Annotated in this window: 19 protein-coding genes; 14 read left to right on the forward strand and 5 right to left on the reverse strand. The window is 67.7% G+C overall.

Annotated elements, in window-relative coordinates; genetic code table 11:
• Positions 1-137: 137 nt before the first annotated feature.
• From QZM35_RS00135 to QZM35_RS00150, 4 genes are all read left to right on the forward strand, one after another.
• Positions 138-482: a cupin domain-containing protein gene (locus tag QZM35_RS00135; RefSeq protein WP_089428440.1), complete on the forward strand. Its 345-nt coding sequence runs from the start codon at positions 138-140 to the stop codon at positions 480-482.
• Between the two features lie 83 nt (positions 483-565).
• Positions 566-2,023 carry an FAD-binding oxidoreductase gene (locus tag QZM35_RS00140; RefSeq protein ID WP_089428439.1) on the forward strand — a complete coding sequence of 486 codons (1,458 nt, stop codon included), beginning with the start codon at positions 566-568 and terminating at the stop codon, positions 2,021-2,023.
• A 108-nt stretch (positions 2,024-2,131) separates the two neighbouring features.
• Positions 2,132-3,322, forward strand: a complete 1,191-nt coding sequence (locus QZM35_RS00145; protein ID WP_301775149.1) for an MFS transporter — start codon at positions 2,132-2,134, stop codon at positions 3,320-3,322.
• A 133-nt stretch (positions 3,323-3,455) separates the two neighbouring features.
• Entirely contained in the window at positions 3,456-4,376 is a 921-nt protein-coding gene (locus QZM35_RS00150) for a LysR family transcriptional regulator (RefSeq protein WP_039353976.1), read from the forward strand.
• Positions 4,377-4,552: 176 nt separating this feature from the next.
• Here the strand turns inward: QZM35_RS00150 and QZM35_RS00155 are convergent, their stop codons facing one another.
• On the reverse strand, positions 4,553-5,383 hold the full coding sequence (locus tag QZM35_RS00155; protein WP_175239266.1) for a helix-turn-helix transcriptional regulator: 831 nt from the start codon (positions 5,381-5,383) through the stop codon (positions 4,553-4,555).
• Positions 5,384-5,621: 238 nt separating this feature from the next.
• On the opposite strand from QZM35_RS00155, the gene QZM35_RS00160 reads away from it, so the two are divergent.
• The 4 genes from QZM35_RS00160 to QZM35_RS00175 all read left to right on the forward strand — a co-directional run bounded on the left by QZM35_RS00160 (position 5,622) and on the right by QZM35_RS00175 (position 11,511).
• Positions 5,622-7,355 (forward strand): amidohydrolase, encoded by a 1,734-nt coding sequence (locus tag QZM35_RS00160; protein WP_301775150.1) that lies wholly within the window; start codon positions 5,622-5,624, stop codon positions 7,353-7,355.
• 223 nt (positions 7,356-7,578) lie between these two features.
• Positions 7,579-8,694: a polyamine ABC transporter substrate-binding protein gene (locus QZM35_RS00165; RefSeq protein ID WP_301775151.1), complete on the forward strand. Its 1,116-nt coding sequence runs from the start codon at positions 7,579-7,581 to the stop codon at positions 8,692-8,694.
• A 113-nt stretch (positions 8,695-8,807) separates the two neighbouring features.
• On the forward strand, positions 8,808-10,367 hold the full coding sequence (locus QZM35_RS00170) for a DUF3138 family protein (RefSeq protein ID WP_301775797.1): 1,560 nt from the start codon (positions 8,808-8,810) through the stop codon (positions 10,365-10,367).
• A gap of 67 nt (positions 10,368-10,434) precedes the next feature.
• Positions 10,435-11,511, forward strand: coding sequence for a C45 family peptidase (locus tag QZM35_RS00175; protein ID WP_301775152.1), 1,077 nt, complete (start codon positions 10,435-10,437; stop codon positions 11,509-11,511).
• A gap of 84 nt (positions 11,512-11,595) precedes the next feature.
• On the opposite strand, the gene QZM35_RS00180 is transcribed toward QZM35_RS00175, so the two are convergent.
• The 4 genes from QZM35_RS00180 to QZM35_RS00195 form a co-directional block, all read right to left on the reverse strand.
• Positions 11,596-12,981 carry an MFS transporter gene (locus tag QZM35_RS00180; protein WP_301775153.1) on the reverse strand — a complete coding sequence of 462 codons (1,386 nt, stop codon included), beginning with the start codon at positions 12,979-12,981 and terminating at the stop codon, positions 11,596-11,598.
• A gap of 182 nt (positions 12,982-13,163) precedes the next feature.
• Positions 13,164-14,021, reverse strand: a complete 858-nt coding sequence (locus QZM35_RS00185; RefSeq protein WP_301775154.1) for a hypothetical protein — start codon at positions 14,019-14,021, stop codon at positions 13,164-13,166.
• Between the two features lie 47 nt (positions 14,022-14,068).
• Positions 14,069-14,437: a hypothetical protein gene (locus QZM35_RS00190; protein WP_089428430.1), complete on the reverse strand. Its 369-nt coding sequence runs from the start codon at positions 14,435-14,437 to the stop codon at positions 14,069-14,071.
• Between the two features lie 31 nt (positions 14,438-14,468).
• Positions 14,469-14,861, reverse strand: a complete 393-nt coding sequence (locus QZM35_RS00195; protein WP_089428429.1) for a helix-turn-helix domain-containing protein — start codon at positions 14,859-14,861, stop codon at positions 14,469-14,471.
• 136 nt (positions 14,862-14,997) lie between these two features.
• Here QZM35_RS00195 and QZM35_RS00200 point away from each other — a divergent pair, with 136 nt between their 5' ends.
• The 6 genes from QZM35_RS00200 to QZM35_RS00225 all read left to right on the forward strand — a co-directional run bounded on the left by QZM35_RS00200 (position 14,998) and on the right by QZM35_RS00225 (position 22,598).
• Complete coding sequence (locus QZM35_RS00200; protein ID WP_301775155.1) at positions 14,998-15,630, forward strand: glutathione binding-like protein; 633 nt, start codon at positions 14,998-15,000, stop codon at positions 15,628-15,630.
• An 87-nt stretch (positions 15,631-15,717) separates the two neighbouring features.
• Positions 15,718-16,101, forward strand: coding sequence for a hypothetical protein (locus tag QZM35_RS00205; protein ID WP_089474048.1), 384 nt, complete (start codon positions 15,718-15,720; stop codon positions 16,099-16,101).
• A gap of 92 nt (positions 16,102-16,193) precedes the next feature.
• Positions 16,194-17,486 (forward strand): TolC family protein, encoded by a 1,293-nt coding sequence (locus tag QZM35_RS00210; protein ID WP_301775156.1) that lies wholly within the window; start codon positions 16,194-16,196, stop codon positions 17,484-17,486.
• 11 nt (positions 17,487-17,497) lie between these two features.
• Positions 17,498-19,024, forward strand: coding sequence for an efflux RND transporter periplasmic adaptor subunit (locus tag QZM35_RS00215; protein WP_301775157.1), 1,527 nt, complete (start codon positions 17,498-17,500; stop codon positions 19,022-19,024).
• Positions 19,024-22,230 carry an efflux RND transporter permease subunit gene (locus tag QZM35_RS00220; RefSeq protein ID WP_301775158.1) on the forward strand — a complete coding sequence of 1,069 codons (3,207 nt, stop codon included), beginning with the start codon at positions 19,024-19,026 and terminating at the stop codon, positions 22,228-22,230. The genes QZM35_RS00215 and QZM35_RS00220 overlap by 1 nt, the downstream gene beginning before the upstream one ends.
• Positions 22,227-22,598 carry a copper-binding protein gene (locus QZM35_RS00225; protein ID WP_301775159.1) on the forward strand — a complete coding sequence of 124 codons (372 nt, stop codon included), beginning with the start codon at positions 22,227-22,229 and terminating at the stop codon, positions 22,596-22,598. Before QZM35_RS00220 ends, QZM35_RS00225 begins: the two co-directional genes overlap by 4 nt.
• Positions 22,599-22,762: the final 164 nt, after the last annotated feature.

Below are 22,762 nucleotides of genomic sequence, written 5' to 3' on the forward strand. Positions count from 1 at the left end.
GGAAACACCGTCGGTTGTCCTGCCGACCCGTTTGCCCCGGAAAACACCGCTTGTCCCCCCCGGAGGGGGGCATACCGGGGCAGTGTAAATGAGTAACTTTGTCTCTGCTTTTTTCAATCAAGAGACGAAAGATTCACATGACCAAACTGATCAAGGACATCCTGCCGCTCGGCGCAGGCATCGGCGAATTCACGAAGCTCGACTTCGGCATGGACGAAAGCGACTGGCGCGCGGCGGAAGGCAAGAGCGGCAACTACATCATCGGCTGGTGGGAAGGCAAAGCCGGCTCGGTGGAGTTTCCGGAAACCGCGGCCGACGAAGCCGTGTGGCTCGTCGAGGGCCGGATCGCGCTGACCGACGTCGAAGGCAACCGCAAGGAATTCACGCCGGGCCAGGGCTACCTGCTGCCGGCCGGCTTCGCGGGCCGCTGGGAGACGATCGAGGACGCGAAGAAGTTCTACGTGCTGCTCGAGAAGTCGTGATGTCCGAAGCCGCCGCCGAGCGCGTCGTCCGTGTGACGCGCGCCCGGCGGCGGTTTCGCTGTTCGCGTGTGATGGCTGGGATCATGGAAATGGAAGTCAAGACAAGAGAGACTGCACCGGAGGAGGCGCACGCGATGCGTGGCGCGCCGGTCGCACTGGGCGTCGAGGCGGCGCTCGCGAATACGAAGCTGTTCCCGTACTGGCTCGACAACCCGGCGGCGCCGGCCACCGAGCCGGAACTCGTCGGCGACGTGACGGCCGACCTGCTGATCGTCGGCGGCGGCTTCACGGGGCTGTGGGCGGCCGTGCAGGCGAAGGAGCAGATGCCGCACCTGAACGTGGTGCTGATCGAGGCCGGCAAGGTGGCGCACGGCGCGTCGGGCCGCGCAGGCGGGATCATCTCGACGTCGGTGATGCACGGGCTGCCGAACGCGGTGCGCGTGTTCCCGAACGACATCGCGCAGCTCGAGGCATTCGGCCATCACAACCTCGACGGTTTCGAGGACACGCTGAAGCGCTACGACATCGACGCCGATATCGAGTGGAACGGCGAGATGACGGTGGCGGTCGATCCCGAGCACATCGCGCACCTGAAGGGCGACTACGACCTGCATCGCGAGTACGGGCACAACGTCGTGCTGCTGAACCGCGAGGAAACGCTCGAACAACTGAATTCGCCGCTGTTCGCGGGTGCGCTGTGGTCGCGCAACCGCAGCGGCATCGTGCATCCGGCGAAACTCGCGTGGGGGCTGAAGCGCGCGGCGCTGACGCTCGGCGTGAAGCTGTACGAGCACACGCCGCTCGTGACCGTGACCGACGAAGGCAGCACGGTGTTCGTGACGACGCCGAAGGGCAGCGTACGCGCGCCGCGCGTGGTGTTCGGCAGCGGCACCGCGAAGGTCGGGATTCCCGACATCAACCGCCGCGTGATGCAGGTGCGCGACCACGTGCTCGCGACCGAGCCGCTCACCGACGAGCAGCTCGCGCGGATCGGCTGGAAGAATCGACAGGGCGTGTACGACACGCGCACGCAGCTCAACTATTTCCGGCTGACGAAGGACAACAACATCATCTTCGGCGGGCTGGTGAGCTATCACTTCGACGGCGACCCGGAACCGCACCAGGACGGCCAGCGCGAAACCTACTACCGGCTCGCGGAAGCGTTCTACCGCACGTTCCCGCAACTGTGCGACGTGCGCTTCTCGCACGCGTGGGGCGGCCCGATCGACTACTGCTCGCGCGGCTCGGTATTCGCGAAGCGCTACCTCGGCGACAAGGCCGTGTTCGTCGCCGGCTATACGGGCTTCGGCGTCGCGGCGAGCCGGTTCGGCGCGTTCATGGGGCTGAACATCCTGTTCGACCGCGACAGCCCCGAGCGCAAGCTCGACATCGCGAACCAGAGCCCGAGCTACATCCCGCCCGAGCCGATGCGCTGGGTCGCCGCGAAGATCACGTTCCATGCGTTCGACGGCGCGGATGCGGAGGGCGGCTGGAAGCGCGCATGGATCAGCGGCATCAAGGCGATGGGCTTCCCGATGTAAGCGATGACGCGGCGGCGCGGCACCACGCCGGGCCGCCGCCGTCGCGACACAAAAAAGACGATCCCCAGAGGACACGGTTCGCGCCGCGGACACGGAGAGAGACACCAGATGAATGTAGTCAACCTGCAGGATGAAGCGCGGCAGGAAAGCGCGCTGTTCGTCGTCGTGATGCTGCTGCTCGGCATGCTCGGGCCGACGGTCTTCCTCGGCCTGCCCGCGATCGTCGGGCAGGTCGAGCGTCATTGGGGCTTCGGCGAAGCGGCGCTAGGACTGTCGAGCTTCATCGAAGTGCTCGGCGAATCGACAGGCACGCTGCTCGTCGCGTTCGTGCTCGGCCGCCAGCCAGTGCGGTGGGTGCTCGCGGGCGCGGTGACGCTCGCGGCCGGCGCGAACCTCGGCACGCTCGCGACGCACGGGCTGGTGGCGTATTCGGCGTTGCAGTTCATCGCGGGCGTCGGCTCGGGCGGGCTGAACGGCATCGCGCTGCGCTACCTGTCGTATTCGCGCGCGCCGGAACGCAATCTCGGGATCATGCTGATGGGGCAGGTGACGTGGAGCATGGTGCTGCTCGCTTACATCTTCCCGATGCTGAGCGACACCTGGGGCGCGCACGGCGTGTTCGGGTTCGTCGCGTGCGTGCTCGGCGTGTTCGTGCTCGCGACGCCGCTGTTTCGCCGCGGCGAGACGCTGGCCGCACCGGCGCCGGAAGGCGTGGCCGGCCGCATCGACCGCAACGGCGCGATGCTGGTGCTGTGCGCGCAGCTTGCGCTGTACGGCGGCGTCGGCGTCGTGTGGACCTTCCTCGAGAAGATCGGCACCGCGGCGGGCCTGAGCGGCCAGTCGGTGTCGCTGGTGCTCGGCGCCGCGAACATCGCGAGCCTCGTGATCTGCGCGGCGATGCCGAAGCTCGGCGCGGGCGCGGGCCTGCGCCGCTGGGCACTCGTGAATCTCGGCGGCTGCGCGGTCGCGGCCGTGCTGCTCGCGCTGCCGGCCTCGGCTGCGACGTTCACGCTCGGCGCGATCGTCTTCATCGGCTGCTGGACCGGCGGCGCGCTGCTGATCTACGCGACGATTCCGCAGTACGACCTGGTCGGCAAGTCGGCCGCGTTGTCGCCGGGTTGCGTCGCGCTCGGCTATGGCGTCGGCTCGGTCGCGGGCGGCTCGCTGATCGAGCGCGCGGGCACGCAGTCGGCGCTGATCGCAGCGATCGTGCTGTGCGCGATGGCGTTCCTCTGCTACCGGCGGCTGCGGCCGGCCGTGTTCGGCATGGAACGCGCGCTCGCGGTGGCATCTGAATGACGGTGGCGACGCGCACCGCTGCCGATGGCGGCGCGCGTCCGGTTCGGTTCATCGGCGCAGGCGGCGAGCGTGACGTGCGAGGCGCGTCGTGCCAGCCGGCCGGGTAACGCGCACACGCGCAGCGGCTTGAAGCATGTTCTCGAATACTTCCGATCTCGATCTCCGGCTCATCCGGGTCTTTCTGGCCGTCGTCGACGCACGCGGCATCACGGCCGCCGAGGCGTCGCTCGGCGTGCGGCAGTCGACCATCAGCACGCAGCTGTCGGCGCTCGAAGCGCGCGTCGGCTTCAAGCTGTGCGATCGCGGGCGCGGCGGCTTTCGCCTGACGTCGAAGGGCGAGCGCTTCGCGGCCACCGCGCGCACGCTCGTCGCGGCCACCTCCGAATTCGTCGCACGGGTGCGCGACATCGACCGCAAGCTGGTCGGCACGCTGTCGATCGGCCTGATCGGCCAGGCGCCGCTCGTCGAGAACGCCCGCGTGGCCGATGCGATCGGCGCATTCCGCAAGCGCGACCAGGCCGTCACGTTCGCGATGAAGGTCGCGTCGCCGCAGGAGCTCGAGGAGAGCCTCGTCAACAACCAGCTCGATCTCGCGATCGGCTATTTCTGGCATCGCGTGCCGGGGCTGCTCTACACGCCGCTGTTCACCGAGCAGCAGGTGATCTACTGCGGGCGCGGGCATCCGCTGTTCCATGCATCGCGGCCCGTGACCGCCGACGACCTGCAGCTTCACGACTGGGTCTGGCGTACCTATCCGGTGCCGGAGGAACAGTATCCGCTGCCCGAGCGGCGCGTGACCGCGAGCGCGGACAGCATCGAGGCCGCGACGATCCTGATCCTGTCGGGCGGCCATCTCGGCTACCTGCCCGCGCATTATGCGGAGCCGTTCGAGCAGCGCGGGCTCGTGAAGGCGGTGGGCCGCACGACGTTCAGCTTCGACGTGCCGCTGCATCTCGCGATGAAGCGCAGCGCGAGCGACAAGCCGATCGTCGACGCGTTCTGCGAGGACCTGCTGCGCGCGTTCAACATCAAGGCGGCCGCGCTGGCCGCTTAGGGCCTGTTCGGGAAAATTCATTCGTGGGGCTGGCCACCAGAAGGGCCGATCGCCGCGTCACGCTCCTCGCGAATACGTCGAGTATTCGCTTCGTCGCAATCCTTGCGCTCGGCCCTTCTGGTGGCCAGCGCAAGCCCGTTATTAGCGTGAACAGGCCCTAAGCGTGCGGCGCGCGTTCAGCAGTCGACCAGCACCCAGTCGAACAGCTCGCGGCGCGTGCGCACGCCGAGCTTCGCGAACGCGCGCTTCACGTACGACTCGGCCGTCGACAGCTTCACGTCGAGCTGCTGCGCGGCCTCGGGCACCGAGCGCCCGCACAGCATCAGCCGGCAGATCTCGTGCTCGCGGCGCGACAGCTGCACGTCCTGCCGTTCCAGGCGCGCGTCGAAGCCCGCCTGCGACGCGGTGTTCACCGTCCCCGACGCCACGCGCCGCGCCGCGCAGGTGCGCGCATGCAGCTCGAACATCGGGAACAGCAGGTCGACCATCTGCCGGAAGTGGAACAGCTCATCCATCGTGAACGCGGGCCGGCCGACGGTGCGCGCCAGCCCGAGTGCGTATTGCAGGTGTGCGTTGCCGTGCACGAGCATGCATTCCTGCTCGATGCCGGGCTCATCGAAGATCCGGCGGCGGAATTCGCCGTGCGCAATCCCTTCCACGTGGCGCTGCACCAGCAGCGTGCCGGCCTTGCCGCGCAGCGGCGCGACCAGCGGATCGACCTGGCAGTAGTCCTGGTAATAGACATCCATCACGCGCAGCGTGTCGGCCGCGAAGCGCAGGCTGCCGCTGCCGATCCATTCGACGACGAAGCCCGACGTGCTGCCCGTATCCGCGCGCCAGCGTTCGAGGTGGACGGCGTCGGCGTCGATGCTGTCGTTGACGAACTCCGTGACCGCGCCGACGAAATCCGGCGTGCCGACCGCGCGCAACGTTGCGCCGAGCGTGTCGGGGCGCACACCGATCAGGTAGTGGCCGCGGGCGGCCGGGTCGGGCTGGAGAAGTCGCATGGTCGGGCGTGGGCGGTCAGGGGACAGCACGACGTTACGCGAACGCCGTGCACGCGTCAGCCGGGAATTCACCGAATCAACCCCACCAATTTCGTGCGTTGTCCCCAAAACGATGACAAGACCGTGCCCGCGGCGGCCGGAATTCGTCCAAGCCCCGGCAGCGGGGGGGCATACCGCCGTGAATCGTCTGCCTATAGTGAAAGCACTTCGAAAACCTGATCATCAGAAAGGACAGGCCATGCAGATGCAACCGACGCCCGCCGCCGTCAACGATTCAACGCCGGCGGATTTCGTTCTGACCAACGCGAAGGTCTACACCGTCGATCCGCACAAGCCGTGGGCACAGGCGGTCGCCGTGCGCGACGGCCGGATCGTCCACGTCGGCGACACGGCGGCCGTGCAGGCGTACGTCGGCGCGGACACGAAGGTTGTCGACGCGGCCGGCCGGCTCGTGCTGCCGGGCTTCGTCGAATCGCACTGGCACTTCGAGACGACCGCGTTCGCGTTCCAGGCGTTCGTGAACTACGAGGATCCGCAGAAGGTGCTCGCCGTGCTGCGTGAGTACGTCGAGTCGCATCCGGACGAGCCGGCGATCACCGGGATGGGCTGGGTGCAGGCGACGATTCCGCCGGCGCTGCTGCGCAAGGAGACGCTCGACGCGATCTGCGCGGATCGCCCCGTGTGCCTGCTGTCGACCGATTTCCATTCGATGTGGGTGAACTCGAAGGCGCTGGAGATCGCCGGCATCGACGCGTCGACGCCGCCCGTGCAGGAAGGCGCGAGCTGGTTCGAGAAGGACGCGGTGACGGGCGAGCCGACCGGCCTGATCGTCGACGGCGCCGCGTATTCGTTGCTGATGCAGCGGATCAGCGCGGCCGGCCTGCTGCCGACCGGCATCGACCTGTACCTGAAGTCGATCCCGCCGTGGCAGAAGAAGCTGTGCGCGGCCGGCGTGACGACCGTGTTCGACGCGGGCTTCTTCGACGCGAGCGGCGACCAGTCGCTGCTGTACGAGACGCTGCAGACGATGGAGCGCGCGGGCGACCTGAAGCTGCGCGTGGTGGGCAGCGTCGCGGTGATCGGCGAGATCGACGATCCGGTCGGCACGCTCGTCAAATACCGCGAGCAGTACGACTCACCGCTCGTGAAGGCGCGCGCGCTGAAGCTGTTTCTCGACGGCACGGAAGCGAACCACACCGCGTACCTGCTCGAACCGTACGCGGACCGCCCCGACACCTGCGGCGCGCCGACGATGCCGGCCGACACCTTCAACCATTACCTGGTCGAAGCCGATCGCGTGAGCGCGAACGTGATGGTCCACTGCGTCGGCGATGCGGCGGTGCGGATGGCGCTCGACGGCTTCGACGCGGTCAACCGCACGAACCCGCCGCGCGACCGCCGCCACGTGATCACGCATGCATTTCTCACGCATCCGGACGACATCCCGCGCTTCCGCCGCGCGGGCGTGATGGCGAACACGCAGCTGCAGTGGGGCGTGGTCGACGCGTACACCGAGCAACTGCGCGACCACTACGGCCATGAGCGCTGGAGCAACATGTACAAGTTCCGCACGTTCCTCGACGAAGGCGTGACGGTGTCGATCGGCATGGACGGCCTCGCGTGCCAGTGCCGCTGCCAGCACAAGCCGCTCGAGCACATCGAGTCGGGCCATACGCGTCAGCTCGCGGGCGAGCCCGATGCGCCGGTGTTCCCGGACATCGCCGAGCGCCTGAGCATTCCGCAACTGATCGCCGCGTACACGATCCACGGCGCGTACCAGCTCGGGATGGAGCACGAGGTCGGCTCGCTCACGCCCGGCAAGCGCGCGGATCTCGTCGTGCTGGAGAACGACCTGTTCGAGGTCGGCCAGTACGACATTGGCCGCATCGACGTCGCGCTGACGATGATGGACGGCCGCGTCACGCACGTGGGCGAGGACTTCGGCGCGCGCACGGGCGTGCAGGCATCCTGAGCGGTTTTCGGTTTTTGATTGGCGTGACGACGCGGCGAAGAAAGCTTTCAATTCGCTTCCTGGTCGGGTCGATCGGGGCATCCGTCCGGAACCGGGTGCCCCGATTGTGCGGCGTGTCCCCCTAACGGCAGGGCAGACCGGCCAATTTCCTCTGGCTACATTTTTCCGGACCGAAGCACACACCGTTCATCGCGAGCGGATCATGACATCGACGGAGGAAACCATGGCAGGGGAATGGAGCAAGCATCTGAAAACGGCATGCGCGGCGCTCGCGCTGGGCGGTGCGCTGTGGGCCGGCGTGCCGGCGGCGCACGCGGCGAACGTCGTCAACGTGTACAACTGGGGCAACTCGATCGGCAAGGCGACGATCGCGAACTTCGAGAAGGCGACCGGCATCAAGGTGGTCTACCAGGAGTTCGATTCGAACGAGACGCTGCAGGCGAAGCTGCTGTCGGGCACGTCGGGCTATGACGTCGTCGTGCCGTCCGACATCTTCTGGGCGCGGCAGCTGCAGGCCGGCATCTACCGCAAGATCGACAAGAGCCAGGTGCCGAACTACGGGCTGCTCGATCCGGAAATCATGAAGGTGCTCGCGAAGGACGATCCGGGCAACCAGTTCGGCATTCCGTGGACGTGGGGCACCGACGGGCTCGGGATGAACGTCGAGAAGGTGAAGGCCGCGCTCGGCAACGATGCGCCGCTCGACAGCTGGGCGCTGCTGTTCGACCCGAAGTACGCGCAGAAGCTGAAGCACTGCGGCATTTCGGTGCTCGATTCGCCGGTCGATGCGTTCGGGATGGCGTTCGTCTACCTGAAGAAGGATCCGAACACGACGAACCCGGCCGACTACCAGGCCGCATACGAGCTGCTGAAGACGGTGCGGCCGTACATCACGCAGTTCAATTCGAGCAGCTACATCAACGACCTCGCGGGCGGCGACATCTGCCTCGCGCTCGGCTGGTCGGGCGACGTGAATTCCGCGCGGATCGCGGCCGCGTCCGCGAAGAAGCCGTATCACATCAAGTACGTGATCCCGACCGAGGGCAGCGCGATGTGGTTCGACATGATGGCGGTGCCGAAGGATGCGCCGCATCCGGACGCCGCGCTGAAGTTCGTCAATTTCGTGCTGTCGGAGAAGGAGAGCGCGAACCTGACCAACGACACGTCGTACCCGTCGGCCGTGCCGTCGTCGAAGCATCTGGTGCGCGCCGACGTGACGAGCGATCCGGCCGTGTTCCCGCCCGCCGACGTGATCCGCAAGCTGAGCCTCAGCAAGCCGGTTCCGCCTGAGCTGATGCGTCTGCAGAACCGTCTCTGGACGAAGCTGAAGACCGAGTAAGCCGGCCGCCGCTTCTCCCCATTCCCGACCACCTTTCGCGCGCCCCGCCGCTCATCGCGGCGGGCGGGGGCGCGCGCGTCCCGACGATCACCCACACCATGAAAATCACACACATGACGGCGCTGTGCCTGCTGGCGTTCGACGCCGCCGCGGCATTCGCGCACACGCCGCAGGCGACCGACGCGAGCCGGATGAAGGCGCTGCAGGCGCAGGTCACCGCGCTGCAGCAGCAGGTGAACGAGCTGCGCGCGAGCATGCTGGCAGCGAAGCCGGCCGGCGCGGCAACGACCGCCACCGCCGCCTCGGGCGGCGCGAAGATCGGCTCGATCAACACGGCGGCTGCACCGGCCGCGGATGCGGCGCCGGCCTTCACGGACGACGACCTGCAGCAAATGCGCGAGCAGATCGCGAACGCGTCGCTGAAGGTCGACTCGCTGCAGGAAGCGGCGACCACCGGCCCGCTCGCGGGCCTGAGCATCACCGGCTACGTCGATCCCGTGTACCTGTTCAACCGCGCGCAGCGCACGTCCGGCTTCCAGTTCCTGAACCATGACCCGGGCGCGTACGACTACTTCAACAGCACGATCGGCGACGTCTACCTCGACATCAAGAAGACCTTCGGCGTCGGCCCGATGGCGCCGGCGGCGGAGGTCGTGATCCAGCCGAACCGCGGCTTCGGCAACGTGTTCAGCAACGCGCACGGCGGCATCGGCAACAACATCGTCACGCAGGCGGTGGTCACCGTGCCGCTCAGCACGACCCACACCTTCGAGATCGGGATGATGCCGAGCCTCGCCGGCTACGAGGTGCAGCCGTCGACGCAGATGCTGACGCTCACGCACGGGCTGCTGTACGACTTCAGCGAGCCGGGCAACCTGATCGGCGTCGGGCTGAAGGGCTCCAACGCGGCGATGACGCGCTTCTGGCAGGTCGTGATCGGCAACGAGGTGCTGCGCACCGCCGGCGCGATCGCGAATGCGGCGAACAACACGACGAAGACCAACTGGACGCCGACGATCACCGCGCGCTTCGACAACGCGACGTCGACCGCCTTCGACTTCGGCCTCTCCGGGATGCTCGGCCGGCAGTCGCTGTTCTCGCCGTGCGCGCAGCCGGGCGGCTACGGCTACCAGTGCAACGGCGCGTCGCCGACCGGCCTCTACAAGTACGTGGAAGCCGACGTGACCTATACGCACGACAAGACGCAGGTCAACGCGCAGGTGGACTACGGCGAGCTGCAGAAGGGCGCATGGAACGGCGGCACCGCGCGCTGGTACGGGATGTCGCTGCTCGGCCATACGAAGTGGACGACGTCGTGGGTCGGCCGCATGGGCGCGACGCTGCGCTTCGACTACCTGAACAACACGTCGAACGGCGGCGGCGGCACCAACATCCAGTACGGGCTCGCGGGCGGCAACCCGTCGGTGAACGGGTCGAGCGGCTTCGGCATCGATCCGGCGTGCTTCCAGGGTTCGTCGACGAACGGCACCGAGTGCAAGGGCGCGCAGCGTTATGCGATCACGGCCGACCTGTTGTTCTATCCGACACAGCAGATCACCGTGAAGCTCGAATACCGCCACGACGCGGCGAACCATCCGGTGTTCCTGAAGAGCAACGGCACGTACGCGCGCAGCAACGACCTGGCCGGGATGCAGTTCATCTACTCGTTCTGACCGGCCGCACGATGCCTCACGCGCCGGGCCGCGCGGGCCCGGCGCATTCAACCCAGGAGATTTGACCTTGAAGCTGCACACCTTAGTGACCGACATCACCGATCCGCGCGAGCGCGGCCGCCTGATCGGCGAGCGCTTCGCGCCGGAGATCCGCGAGACGGTCGCGCTGTATCTCGCGTTCTTCCCGAAGCTCGGCATCGCGCCGCAGCGCGCACGGGAGATCGGCGAAGCGAGTCTCGCCACGCTCGGCGCGTGGTGCCCGCGCCTTGCCGCCGAAGTCGAGGCGATCGCCGACGGCGTCGACCTGCCGCGCTGGCAGCTCGCGTGCCTGAATGCACGCACCGAGATTCTCGCCACCGCACCCGCATCGGCCGAAGGCGAGTGCTCGACGACCGTCCATGCGCCGGCCGGCCCGCACGCACCGCGCACGCTGCAGACGTGGGACTGGCACGACAGCCTCGCACCGCAGGGGCTGCTGATGCAGATCGCGACGCCGCACGGCCGCACCGTCAAGCTGTTCTCCGAATTCGGGATGCTGGCGAAGCTCGGCGTGAACAGCGCGGGGCTCGGGCTGCACTTCAACATCCTGCATCACGCGAGCGACAACGACAGCGCCGGCGTGCCGGTGCACGCGATCGCGCGGCGCCTGCTCGAAGACGCGACGACGGTGCAGGAGGCGATCGACATCGCGCGCACCGCACGCGTGAGCGCGTCGACGGTGTTGACCGTGTTTACGCGGCACGACGCGAACCCGCGTGCGGCGAGCATCGAGCTGAGCCCGTCAGGCGTGGGTGTGGTGGTGCCGCGTCCGGACGGCTGGCTGCTGCATACGAACCACTTCCTCGATTGCGCGCTGAGCGGCGGCGAATGCATGCCCGACAGCTCGACCACGCGCGAGCGTTTCGCGCACCTGAATGACGTCGTGAACGGGATGACGAGTGCCGATGTGCGCGAGCGCGCGGCGGCGATGTGCGGGGCGGCCGGCGACCAGGCCGTCGTGTGTTTCCATCCGGACCTGTCGATGCCCGACACCGAGCGCTGGGAAACGCTGCTGACCGTCGGCATCGACACCGATGCGTGCGCGCTCGACTACGTGGCGGGCAATCCGTACGACCTCGCGCGGGATGGGGCTCTGCGGTTCTGACGTGACGCACGACGCACGATGCACGACGCGCGGTCAGCGGTAGCGGTAAGACCGGGCGGCACGTGCGTGCCGCCCTCGTGACGTTTACGCGTCGATGCGCTCGACCTTGCCAACGAGCAGCCCGTACGACAGGCTGCCGGCGAGCGCCATCGCGGCGATGTAGGTGATCGCCCGCGAGAAGTCGGCGCCGTCCACGAGCAGCCCGATCACGATCGGTGTCGCGATCGCGGACAGGTTGCCGATCAGGTTGAACACGCCGCCCGTGAGGCCGAGCAGCCGCGCGGGCGCGAGCCCCGACACGAGCGACCACGTGATCGACGCGAAGCCGTTGCCGAAGAACGCGATCGTCATGAACGCGATGACCCAGCCGGTCGACGTCACGTAGTTCGCGCCGATGATGCAGGTCGAGATCAGCAGCCCCGAGATGATCGGCAGCTTGCGCGCGAAGCCCTGCGATGCGCCGCGGCGCATCAGCCAGTCCGACAGCACGCCCGAGCACAGCACGCCGACGAACGCGGCGAGGAACGGCAGCGACGCGAGGAAGCCCGATTTAATGAAGTCCATTCCGCGATACTTGACGAGGTAGGTCGGGAACCACGTGAGGAAGAACCACAGCGTCGAGTTCAGCGCGAACTGGCCGAGATAGATGCCCCACAGCTTGCGCCGGCCGAGCACGACGCCGAGGTCGCGCCACGTCGACGGCGCGCGTTCGGTGCGTGCCGCGACGCGGTCCTCGAGATCAACGAGCCCGCCGCCGTCGCGGATCAGCGCGATCTCGGCCGCGTTGACGCCACGAAACGCGTGCGGCTCGCGATACACCGCATACCAGATCGCGGCCCACACGATGCCCGCGAGGCCGGTTGCGACGAACACCATGTGCCAGCCGAGATGCACCTGCAGCCACGCGAGCACCGGCGTGAGGAACGCGAGGCCGACGAACTGGCCCGACGTGTAGCCGCCGATCGCGCTTGCGCGTTCGCGGGTCGGGAACCAGGTCGTCACCACGCGGTTGTTGATGGGATAGGCAGGCGCTTCGAGCGCACCGACCGCGAGGCGCAGCACGATCAACCCGACGAACGAGCCCGCGAAACCGAGCAGCAGCGTCGCGGCCGACCATAGCGCGAGCGCACCGGCATACAGCACGCGCGGCGATACCTTGTCGACGAGCCAGCCGCCCGGAACCTGCATCAGCGCGTAGGTCCAGCCGAACGCGGAGAACACGAGGCCCGCGCGCACCGGATCGATGTTCAGCTCCTTGAACAGCGCGGGCGCGGCGATCGACAGGTTGCTGCGGTCGAGATAGTTGATCACGACGGTGACGAACAGCAACGCGAGGATCAGCAGCCGCTTGCGGCTCGGTGGCGTGGTGGGTGCCGCGGCCGAACGAGCGGCGGGATCGGATGCGATGCCGGCGCGCGCGGGCGGTTGTTCCGGCGGGTGGGCGTGGGTGCGCGACGCGGAATGGGCCACGGTTGTCTCCTGTGTTCGGTGCCCGGCCGTCGCCCGCGAACGGGGCGGCCGAATCGAATGGCGTTGGGGCGAACGTTAGAGCCGTGGCGGGAAGCACGTCAACATTTGGACAGGCATCCCTATTAATGGGACGTGACGCGCTCAATATGTGGGAATGAGCGGTGATCACGCCGCCGCGTACATCAGTTGGCCGTCGCTTCCTTCGCGCTGACCCAGCCCTGCACCGCGCCCGCTTGCGGGTTGCGATACCGCACCTTCAGCCACTGGAAATCGGCGCTCGCGTCGATCAGCTCGACCGTGTCGCCCGCGACGACGTAGCGGCGCGTGGGCGCATTGTTCATCGTATCGTGCAGCGGCAGGCGCGCCGGGCGCACCTTGAACGTGACGGTGCCGCCGCCGTACGCGTCCGGGCGGCGCGATACGCGCTTGCCTTGCGCGTCGTAGGTCAGCAGCATCGACGACGGGCCGGAATCCGCATCGATCAGGTCGCGCAGGTCGTCGGGAATCGCTTCGCTGGACTGGTACAGATACAGCTTGCCGCGCGCATCGTAGCGGTACGCATCGGTGTACCAGATCGGGCCGCCGCGGCAGGAGCTGTACAGCGTGCGTTCCTTCGGCTTCGCGACCACGTTGACCAGGTCGTCGCAGTTGCCATGCCGCATATTGCTCGCCGGCATGCGCAGCGGCTCGAACTGCTGGCGCGCGGCGTCGTACAGGTAGATGCCGTAGTTGTCGTTGACCATGCCGAGCGTCGCGTGCATGGCGAGATCGCGGTGGCCGTCGAAGTTGTAGTCGTCCGACGAGAGGTGATAGTGACCTTCCTCGTCGGCGGCGATCACGTCGAGCGTTTGCGTCTTGCCGCTCGGCAGGAAGCGCACGATGATGTGCGCGCTGTCCGCGCGCTCGACGCGAGCCGTGACGGTGTCGTCGACCCTGAACGTGAGCAGCGGCTTGGCTGTTTGCGCGGCAGGCGCAAGCGATACGCACGCGGCGAGCAGCAGCGCGGTCGCGGCAAGACGGGGAAGCAGGGAGCGCGTCATGAGCAGGCGTAAGAGCGAAAGTCGAGGAAGAACCGGCTGGCGACTGCCTAGCCGCGCGTGCTGTCGTCCTGAAAGCCGTTCTTGCCGACGAAGATCTCCTTCAGCGCGGCGCGCAGCGTGACCGGGTCGTATTGGCCGGGCGCGAGATGGATCACGTAGCGCGTCTGGCCGTCGAGCCGCGCGGCGAGCGCGGGTTCGATCTCGACGTCGATCGTGTCGTCCGTCAGGCGCACCGACAGATCCTTGACGCGCGCGTTGACCTGGTCGCGCACCATCACTTCGATCAGCGCGTCGTCCGGAAAGCGCGACAGCGCGAAGCAATAGTCCTGCTCGGCGTCGTGACAGTAGATGTTGGCGAAGCTTTCGTCGTCGTCGAGATCGGACGTCGCCGCGCCGATGGTGGCGTGAAGTTCCATGAGTGTGGGTTCCTGCGTATGGGAGTCGGGGTTATCGGGTGGAGTGGTGTGCTGTTTCGATCGCGGCGGCCGCATCGGGCGCGACGCCGATATCGCACGACGCATCGGCATCGCGCGCCTTCAGCCACAGGCCGAATTCGCGCATGACTTCGACGACGGGCCGCAGCCGGTCGCCGTCGGCGGTCAGATCGTACTCGACCCGCACCGGCACTTCCGGATAGACGGTCCGCCGCACGAGCCCGGCGTCTTCGAGCGCGCGCAGGTCGAGCGTCAGCATGCGCTGGGAGATGCCCGGCATGTCGCGCCGCAGGTCGCTGAAGCGTCGCGGCCCGTCGAGCAGATACGACACCAGCAGCAGCCGCCAGCGGCCGCCGAGCAGGCGCATCGCTTCTTCAACGGAACATCCGGTCGCACTCGTTTTCATCGTGGCGAATCCTGGTCGGTAAATTTTTTGTGACTACGGCACAAACGACTGCCGTCTTCTCAGCCCTGCGCCGATGCGAGATATTAGCGCCCGCGTCGCGGCGAATCGATACATGGACAACCCACGAAGGACACGCATGAAGCTCTATCACGCTCCCGGAAGCTGTTCGCAGGCGATCTGCATCGTGCTGCGCGAAGGCGGCATCGACGCGGAAGTCATCAAGGTCGACGCGCGCAAGCATGTCATTGAAGACGGGCGCAATTACTACGATGTGGCCGAACTCGGCTACGTGCCGCTGCTCGAGCTCGACGACGGCACGCGGTTGCGCGAAGGGCCGGTGATCGCGCAGTATCTCGCGGATCTGTGTCCGCAGGCGGCGCTTGCGCCCGCCTACGGCACGCTCGCGCGCTATCGGCTGATGGAGTGGCTGAACTTTCTCACGGCGGAAATCCACAAGGGCTTCATCCCGCTGCTGTATGCGGTGCAGGCGGGGAAATACGTCGATCCGGCGAAAACGAAGCTCGACAGCCGCTTTGCCTGGATCGATCGCCAGCTCGACGGCAATACGTTCTTGATGGGCGACTCGTTCACGCTCGCCGATGCATACCTGTTCGCGCTGACCGGCTGGGGCAAGGCGGAATGGCTGCGGTCGGTGTACCACGCGGATATCGACCTGACCCGCTATGCGCATCTGCGTGCGTGGCACGAGCGGGTGCGGGCGCGGCCGGCGGTGCAGGCGGTGCTGGAGGCCGACGGGCTCGCGCGGTAGCAGGCGACGGCGGTCGCGGAGTCGGCACGTCGTTACGCTTCATCGACGCGCCGCCACACAGCAAAACCCCGCGCTATAATCCCCGCCATGAAATTCCTCCGGACGCTCATCCTGCTGCTGCTTTGCGCGGTGCTGCCCATCAGCGGGCTGGCAGCCAGCGGCCTGGCCGGGGAATGTCCGATGATGCAGCAGGGCATGTCGATGTCGATGGACATGGACGCCGGCATGTCCGCCGACATGCCGGGCTGCGATTCGATGCAGTCGTCGTCCGCCGGCAAGGCCCACGCGAAAGCGAAGGGCACGGCCTGCAAGCTGACGGCGCAATGCCAGTTCGGCAGTCTCTATCATCCGGCCGCGCGCGCCGAAGTCAGTCGTCCCGCGGCATTCGCCAGCACCGTCGCGTTCCACTACGCGCAAATCCTCCCGGTCCGCGATCCGAACGGATTGTGGCGCCCTCCACGCATCAGCTGATCCCGATCCGATAGGTTCGCCGCATTCGCGGTGAGGTTCGTCCTGTATCAGGACGTGGAATCCCTATGGGGTTCCGCCGTTGGGGTTCAACCATGTCATTCCATCCCGGCATGCCGCTTGCGCGGTGTGCACGTCGGCGCGCGCCCATGCTTTGGGCGGCGCTGCTGGTGGCGGGCGCCGTTCACGCGCAGCCATCGCCCGTCACGCTGGACGCCGCGCTGCAGTCCGCCACCGATCATTCCGCTTCGATGCAAGCCGCGCAAGCGTCGGTGCGCGCGAGCGCGGAGGCGGCCGTGAAGGCCGGCCAGCTGCCCGACCCGATGCTCAAGGCCGGCATCGACAACCTGCCGGTCAACGGCGGCCAGCGCTTCACCGTCGGCCAGGACTTCATGACGATGCGCCGCATCGGCATCGAGCAGGAGTGGGTGTCCGGCGACAAGCGGCGCCTGCGCTCGGCGCTCGCCAACGAGCAGGTCGGGCGCGAGCGCGCCGGCTATCTCGCGCAGCTCGCGAGCGTGCGCCAGCAAACCGCGACGGCCTGGCTGAACGCCGTCTACGTGAAGCAGGCGCTCGCGCTGCAGCAGGCGCTGCTCGATCACATGAACCATGAGCTTGAAGCGACGAAGGCGTCGTATCGCGGCGCGAAGGCGAGTGCGGCCGATGTCGTCCAGGCGCGGGCCATGCTCGCGCAGACGCAGGATCAACTGCTGAAAGCGCGGCAGGTCTACCAGACCGCGCTCATCGCGCTGTCGCGCTGGACCGCCGTGCCGGTCGACGACGTTGCGGGCGCGCCGCCCGCGCCGGAATCGTTCGTGTCGTCGCTGCCGCCGGACGAGTTGCGGCTGTCGCAGCCGGCGCTGATCACCGCCGCCGACGATATCGCGGTGGCCGAGGCCGATACGGCCGTCGCGAACAGCGAACGCAGCCCGAACTGGACGTGGGAAGTCGCGTACCAGCAGCGTGGCGGCGCGTATTCGAACATGGTGTCCGTCGGCGTGACGATTCCGCTGCCGCTCAATCGCAAGAACCGCCAGAACCGCGACGTCGCCGAAAAGGCCGCGCTCGCGACGAAGGCGCGCCTGATGTACGAGGACACGCTGCGCCAGGTGCAGGCCGATATCCGCACGCAGTCCGCGACGCTCGCGAGCGGTCGTGCGCGCATCGCGAATCTCGGCGACGCATTGCTGCCCGCCGCCGACCAGCGCGTGCAACTGGCGAACGCGGCCTACCGTGCCGGCACTGGCTCGCTCGCCGATACGTTCGCCGCGCGCCGCGCGCAACTGGATGCGCAATTGCAGGTGCTCGATCTCCGGCGCGAGGTGTCGCAGACCTGGGCGCAGCTCGAATACCAGGTCGTGCCGTCGACGCTGGCCGCCGCGCAATAAAGGAGAACGACATGACGAAGCAAACATGGGCCCGCGCGGCCGTGCTGGCGTTCGCCGGTGCCGCGCTGCTCGGCACGGGTTATTTCGTGGGCGCACGCCATGCGTCAAGCGCCGCGACTGATGCCGCCGCGTCGGCCTCGACCGGCAAGCCCGGTTCGACGAGCGGCCGAAAGGTGCTCTACTGGCACGACCCGATGGTGCCGAACCAGCATTTCGACAAACCGGGCAAGTCGCCCTTCATGGACATGCAACTGCAACCCGTCTACGCGGACGAAGGCGGCGGCGCGTCCGGCATCCGGATCGATCCGGGCCTGCAGCAGAACCTCGGCATCCGCTATGCGACCGTGCGCCGGCAACAGACGGCGGCCGGATTCGATGCGGTGGGCACCACGCAGTTCGACGAATCGCGCGCGGACGTCGTCCAGTCGCGCGTGACCGGCTACATCGACCGTCTCCATGCGCGCGCACCGATGCAGCGCATCGCGAAAGGCGCACCGGTCGCATCGCTGTTCGTGCCCGACTGGCTCGCGCCGCAGGAGGAATACCTCGCGCTCAAGCGCGGCGGGATGGACGCCAGCCTGCTCGATGCATCGCGTGCACGGATGCGGGCGCTGTCGATTCCCGACGGCATGATCGCGCGCCTCGATCGCACCGGCCGCGTGCAGACGCATGTCGTGCTGACCGCGCCGGAAACCGGCGTCGTCAGCGAGCTGAACGTGCGGGACGGCGCGATGGTCGCGCCCGGCCAGACGCTCGCGAAGATCGCCGGGCTGTCGACGCTGTGGCTCATCGTCGAGGTGCCGGAAGCGCTTGCGCTGACCGTGCAGCCGGGGATGGCGGTCGATGCGACCTTCGCGGGCGACCCAACACAGCATTTCACCGGACGCATCCGCGAAGTGCTGCCCGGCATCAGCACGAGCAGCCGCACGCTGCAGGCGCGCGTGGAGATCGACAACGCGGCGCTGAAGCTCACGCCCGGCATGCTGATGCGCGTGCGGGTCGCCGCGCGGCAGACCGTGTCGCGCCTGCTCGTGCCGTCCGAAGCGGTGATCGCGACCGGCAAGCGCTCGATCGTCATCGTGAAGAATCGCGACGGCCGGCTGCAGCCCGTGACGGTGACGGTGGGTAACGACGTCGGCAGCGACACCGAAGTGCTCGGCGGGCTGAACGAAGGCGACACGGTCGTCGCATCGGGGCAGTTCCTGATCGATTCCGAGGCGAGCCTGAAAAGCGTGTTGCCGCGGCTGGAAAGCGGCACCGGCGCGAGCGGGGCAGCGGCGATGCCCGCGTCGACGCCGAAAGCGGCGACACCGGTCTACGAAACCACCGGCAAGGTCGAACAGGTCACGGCCGACGACATCACGTTCTCGCATCAGCCCGTTCCGGCGCTCGGCTGGGGCGCGATGACGATGGCGTTCGGCAAGCCGTCGGCCACCGCGTTCCCGGACGTGAAGCCGGGTCAGACGGTGCGCTTCGCGTTCACGCAGGGCGACGACGGTTACCGGCTGACGAAGGTCGAACCGCAGGGAGGCGAATGATGATCGCGCACGTCATTCGCTGGTCCGTCCACAACCGCTTCCTCGTGCTGCTCGCCACCGTGTTGATTGCCGCATGGGGTGTTCATTCGCTGCGGCAGACGCCGCTCGATGCATTGCCCGACCTGTCGGACACGCAGGTGATCGTGAAGGCGTCATATCCGGGCAAGGCGCCGCAGATCGTCGAGGATCAGGTGACCTATCCATTGACGACCACGCTGCTCGGCGTGCCCGGCGCGAAAACCGTCCGCGCGTATTCGTCGTTCGGCGACGCGTTCGTCTACGTGCTGTTCGACGACCGCACCGATCCGTACTGGGCGCGTTCGCGTGTGCTCGAATACCTGAGCCAGGTGCAGAGCCGTCTGCCTGCCGGCGCGACGGTGTCGCTCGGGCCGGATGCGACCGGTGTCGGCTGGGTGGTCGAGTACGCGCTCGTCGATCGCACCGGCCGTCACGATCTCGGGCAACTGCGCGCGCTCAACGACTGGTTCCTGAAGTTCGAGCTGAAGGCGGTGCCCGATGTGTCGGAAGTCGCGAGCATCGGCGGCATGGTGCAGCAGTACCAGGCCGTGCTCGATCCCGACAAGCTGCGCGCATACGGCATCACGCAGGCGGAAGTCGCGAGCGCACTCGGCAGCGCGAACCAGGCGTCCGGCGGTTCGGTCGTCGAGCTGGCCGAGTCGGAGTACATGGTGCGCTCGACCGGCTACCTGCGCACGCTCGACGATTTCCGGCACGTGGTGCTGCGCACGAACGACGCCGGCACGCCGGTGCTGCTCGGCGACGTCGCGCGCATCCAGGTCGGCCCGGCGATGCGGCGCGGGATCGCGGAGCTGAACGGGCAGGGTGAGGTGACGGGCGGCGTCGTCGTGATGCGCTCGGGCAAGAACGCGCTGACCACGATCGATGCGGTCAAGGCGAAGCTCGCCGACCTGAAGCGTTCGCTGCCGCCCGGCGTCGAGATCGTCACGACCTACGATCGCTCGCAGCTGATCGCGCGCGCGGTGGGCAACCTGAAGCACAAGCTGATCGAGGAGTTCGTGATCGTCGGCATCGTCTGCGCGGTGTTCCTGTTCCACCTGCGCAGCGCGTTCGTCGCGATCCTGTCGCTGCCGCTCGGCGTGCTGGCCGCGTTCATCGTGATGCGCTACCAGGGCGTGAACGCGAACCTGATGTCGCTCGGCGGGATCGCGATCGCGATCGGCGCGATGATCGACGCGGCGATCGTGATGATCGAGAACGCGCACAAGCATCTCGAAGCGTACGACCACGCGCATCCCGGCGAGCCGATCACGGCCGCGCGACGCTGGGAACTCGTCGCGACGTCGGCCGCGGAGGTCGGGCCCGCGCTGTTCTTCTCGCTGCTGATCATCACGCTGTCGTTCATCCCGGTGTTTTCGCTGGAAGGGCAGGAGGGCAAGCTGTTCGCGCCGCTCGCGTTCACGAAGACCTACACGATCGCCGCCGCCGCCGGCCTGTCGGTGACGCTGGTGCCGGTGCTGATGGGCTATCTCGTGCGCGGCCGCATTCCGCACGAGCACGCGAACCCGATCAACCGCGTGCTGATTCGCGCGTACCGGCCGCTGCTCGAAGCGACGCTCAGGCGCCCGTGGGTCGGGATCGGCATCGCGGTCGTCGCGCTCGTGCTGACGGCCGTGCCGCTGTCGCGGCTCGGCGGCGAATTCATGCCGCCGCTCGACGAAGGCGACCTGCTGTACATGCCGACCGCGCTGCCCGGCATCTCCGCCGACAAGGCGAGCGAGCTGTTGCAGCAGACCGACCGGCTGATCAAGACCGTGCCCGAGGTCGACACGGTGTTCGGCAAATCGGGCCGCGCCGATACCGCGACCGATCCCGCGCCGCTCGAGATGTTCGAGACGACGATCCGCTTCAAGCCGCGCAGCGCCTGGCGGCCCGGCATGACGCCGGAGAAGCTCGTCGACGAACTCGATCGCACGGTGAAGGTGCCGGGGCTGTCGAACGTGTGGGTGCCGCCGATCCGCAACCGGCTCGACATGCTGTCCACCGGGATCAAGACGCCGGTCGGCGTGAAGATTGCCGGGCCCGACCTGGCCGGGATCGACGCGATCGCGAAGCAGGTCGAGGCCGCCGTGAAGCCCGTGCCGGGCGTGACGTCCGCGCTCGCGGAACGGCTGAACGGCGGCCGCTATATCGACGTCGACATCGACCGGCTCGCGGCCGCGCGCTACGGGCTGTCGGTGGCCGACATCCAGTCGGTCGTGTCGACGGCGGTCGGCGGCGACGATGTCGGCGAAGTGATCGCGGGGCGCGAGCGCTTTCCGATCAACCTCCGCTACCCGCGCGAGGTGCGCGATTCGGTCGAGAACCTGCGGCAGCTTCCGGTCGTCACCGCGCGCGGCGCGCAGATCCGCCTGGGCGACGTCGCACGCATCGCGATCGCCGATGGCCCGCCGATGATCCGCAGCGAGAACGCGCGACTGTCCGGCTACGTGTACGTCGATCTCCGCGGCGTCGACCTGAGCACCGCCGTCCGCACGATGCAGCAGGCCGTCGCGCGGCAGGTCGCGTTGCCGCCCGGCTATTCGATCGCGTGGTCGGGGCAGTTCGAGTATCTCGAACGCGCGGCGGCCAAGCTGCGCACCGTCGTGCCGGTGACGCTCGTGGTGATCTTCGTGCTGCTGTTCCTCACGTTCGGCTCGGCGGCCGATGCGCTGCTGCTGATGTCGACGGTGCCGTTCGCGCTGGTCGGCGGCTTCTGGCTCGTGTGGGCGCTCGGCCACGCGGTGTCGGTCGCGACGTCGGTGGGCTTCATCGCGCTCGCGGGCGTGGCCGCCGAATTCGGCGTCGTGATGCTGCTGTACCTGAAGGGCGCGCTGCAGCGCCGGCTCGACGCCGGCGAACCACTCAACGATGCGCTGCTGCTCGACGCGATCCGCGAAGGCGCGGTGCTGCGCGTGCGGCCCAAGGCGATGACGGTGGCCGTCGTGCTCGCCGGCCTCGTGCCGATCATGGTCGGGCACGGTGCCGGTTCCGAAGTCATGCAGCGCATCGCCGCGCCGATGGTCGGCGGCATGGTCACCGCGCCGCTGCTGTCGATGTTCGTCATTCCCGCCGCCTGGCTCCTGCTGCAGCGCCGTCGTGCGCGAAGCGCGGGCCATGCGTGGCATTCCGAAGCAGTTCTGCACGGCACGAACGTGCCATCCATCCCAACCGGAGAATCCCGATGAAGAAGTTGATTACCGTCACCGTTGCTGCTGCCGCCGTACTTGCTGTCGGCACGCTCGTCACCCCCGCCTTTGCAGCCGGCGACATGGCCGGCATGGACATGTCCGGCATGAAGATGTCGTCGGGCGGCATGGCCGAGTCGAATGCCGCGCTGACCGACGCCGAAGTGAAGAAGGTCGATGCCGCGACCGGCAAGATCACGCTGAAGCACGGCGCACTCGAGAACGTCGGGATGCCACCGATGACGATGGCGTTCAAGGCGAAGGACACGGCGATGCTCGAGCACGCCCATGCGGGCGACAAGGTCAAGGTGCGGATCGAGAAGGTCGACGGCACGCTGACGATCGTCAAGCTGGTGAAGGCGTCCTGACCTGAGCGCATGCCGGTGCGTCGCCCGTCCGTGAGGCGGGCGGCTGCACCGGTGCCGTGCGTGTCGGGCCGGAAGCCGCGAGTGCGGCCGGGTTTGACAGTGCGCGAAGGGCGGGGGAGCGGCCAAGCACGGGATCCGCACCATCATTTCAACAATTCTTGAAA

This window comes from Burkholderia sp. AU45274 (assembly GCF_030482505.1).
In the GTDB taxonomy this organism is placed as follows: domain Bacteria; phylum Pseudomonadota; class Gammaproteobacteria; order Burkholderiales; family Burkholderiaceae; genus Burkholderia.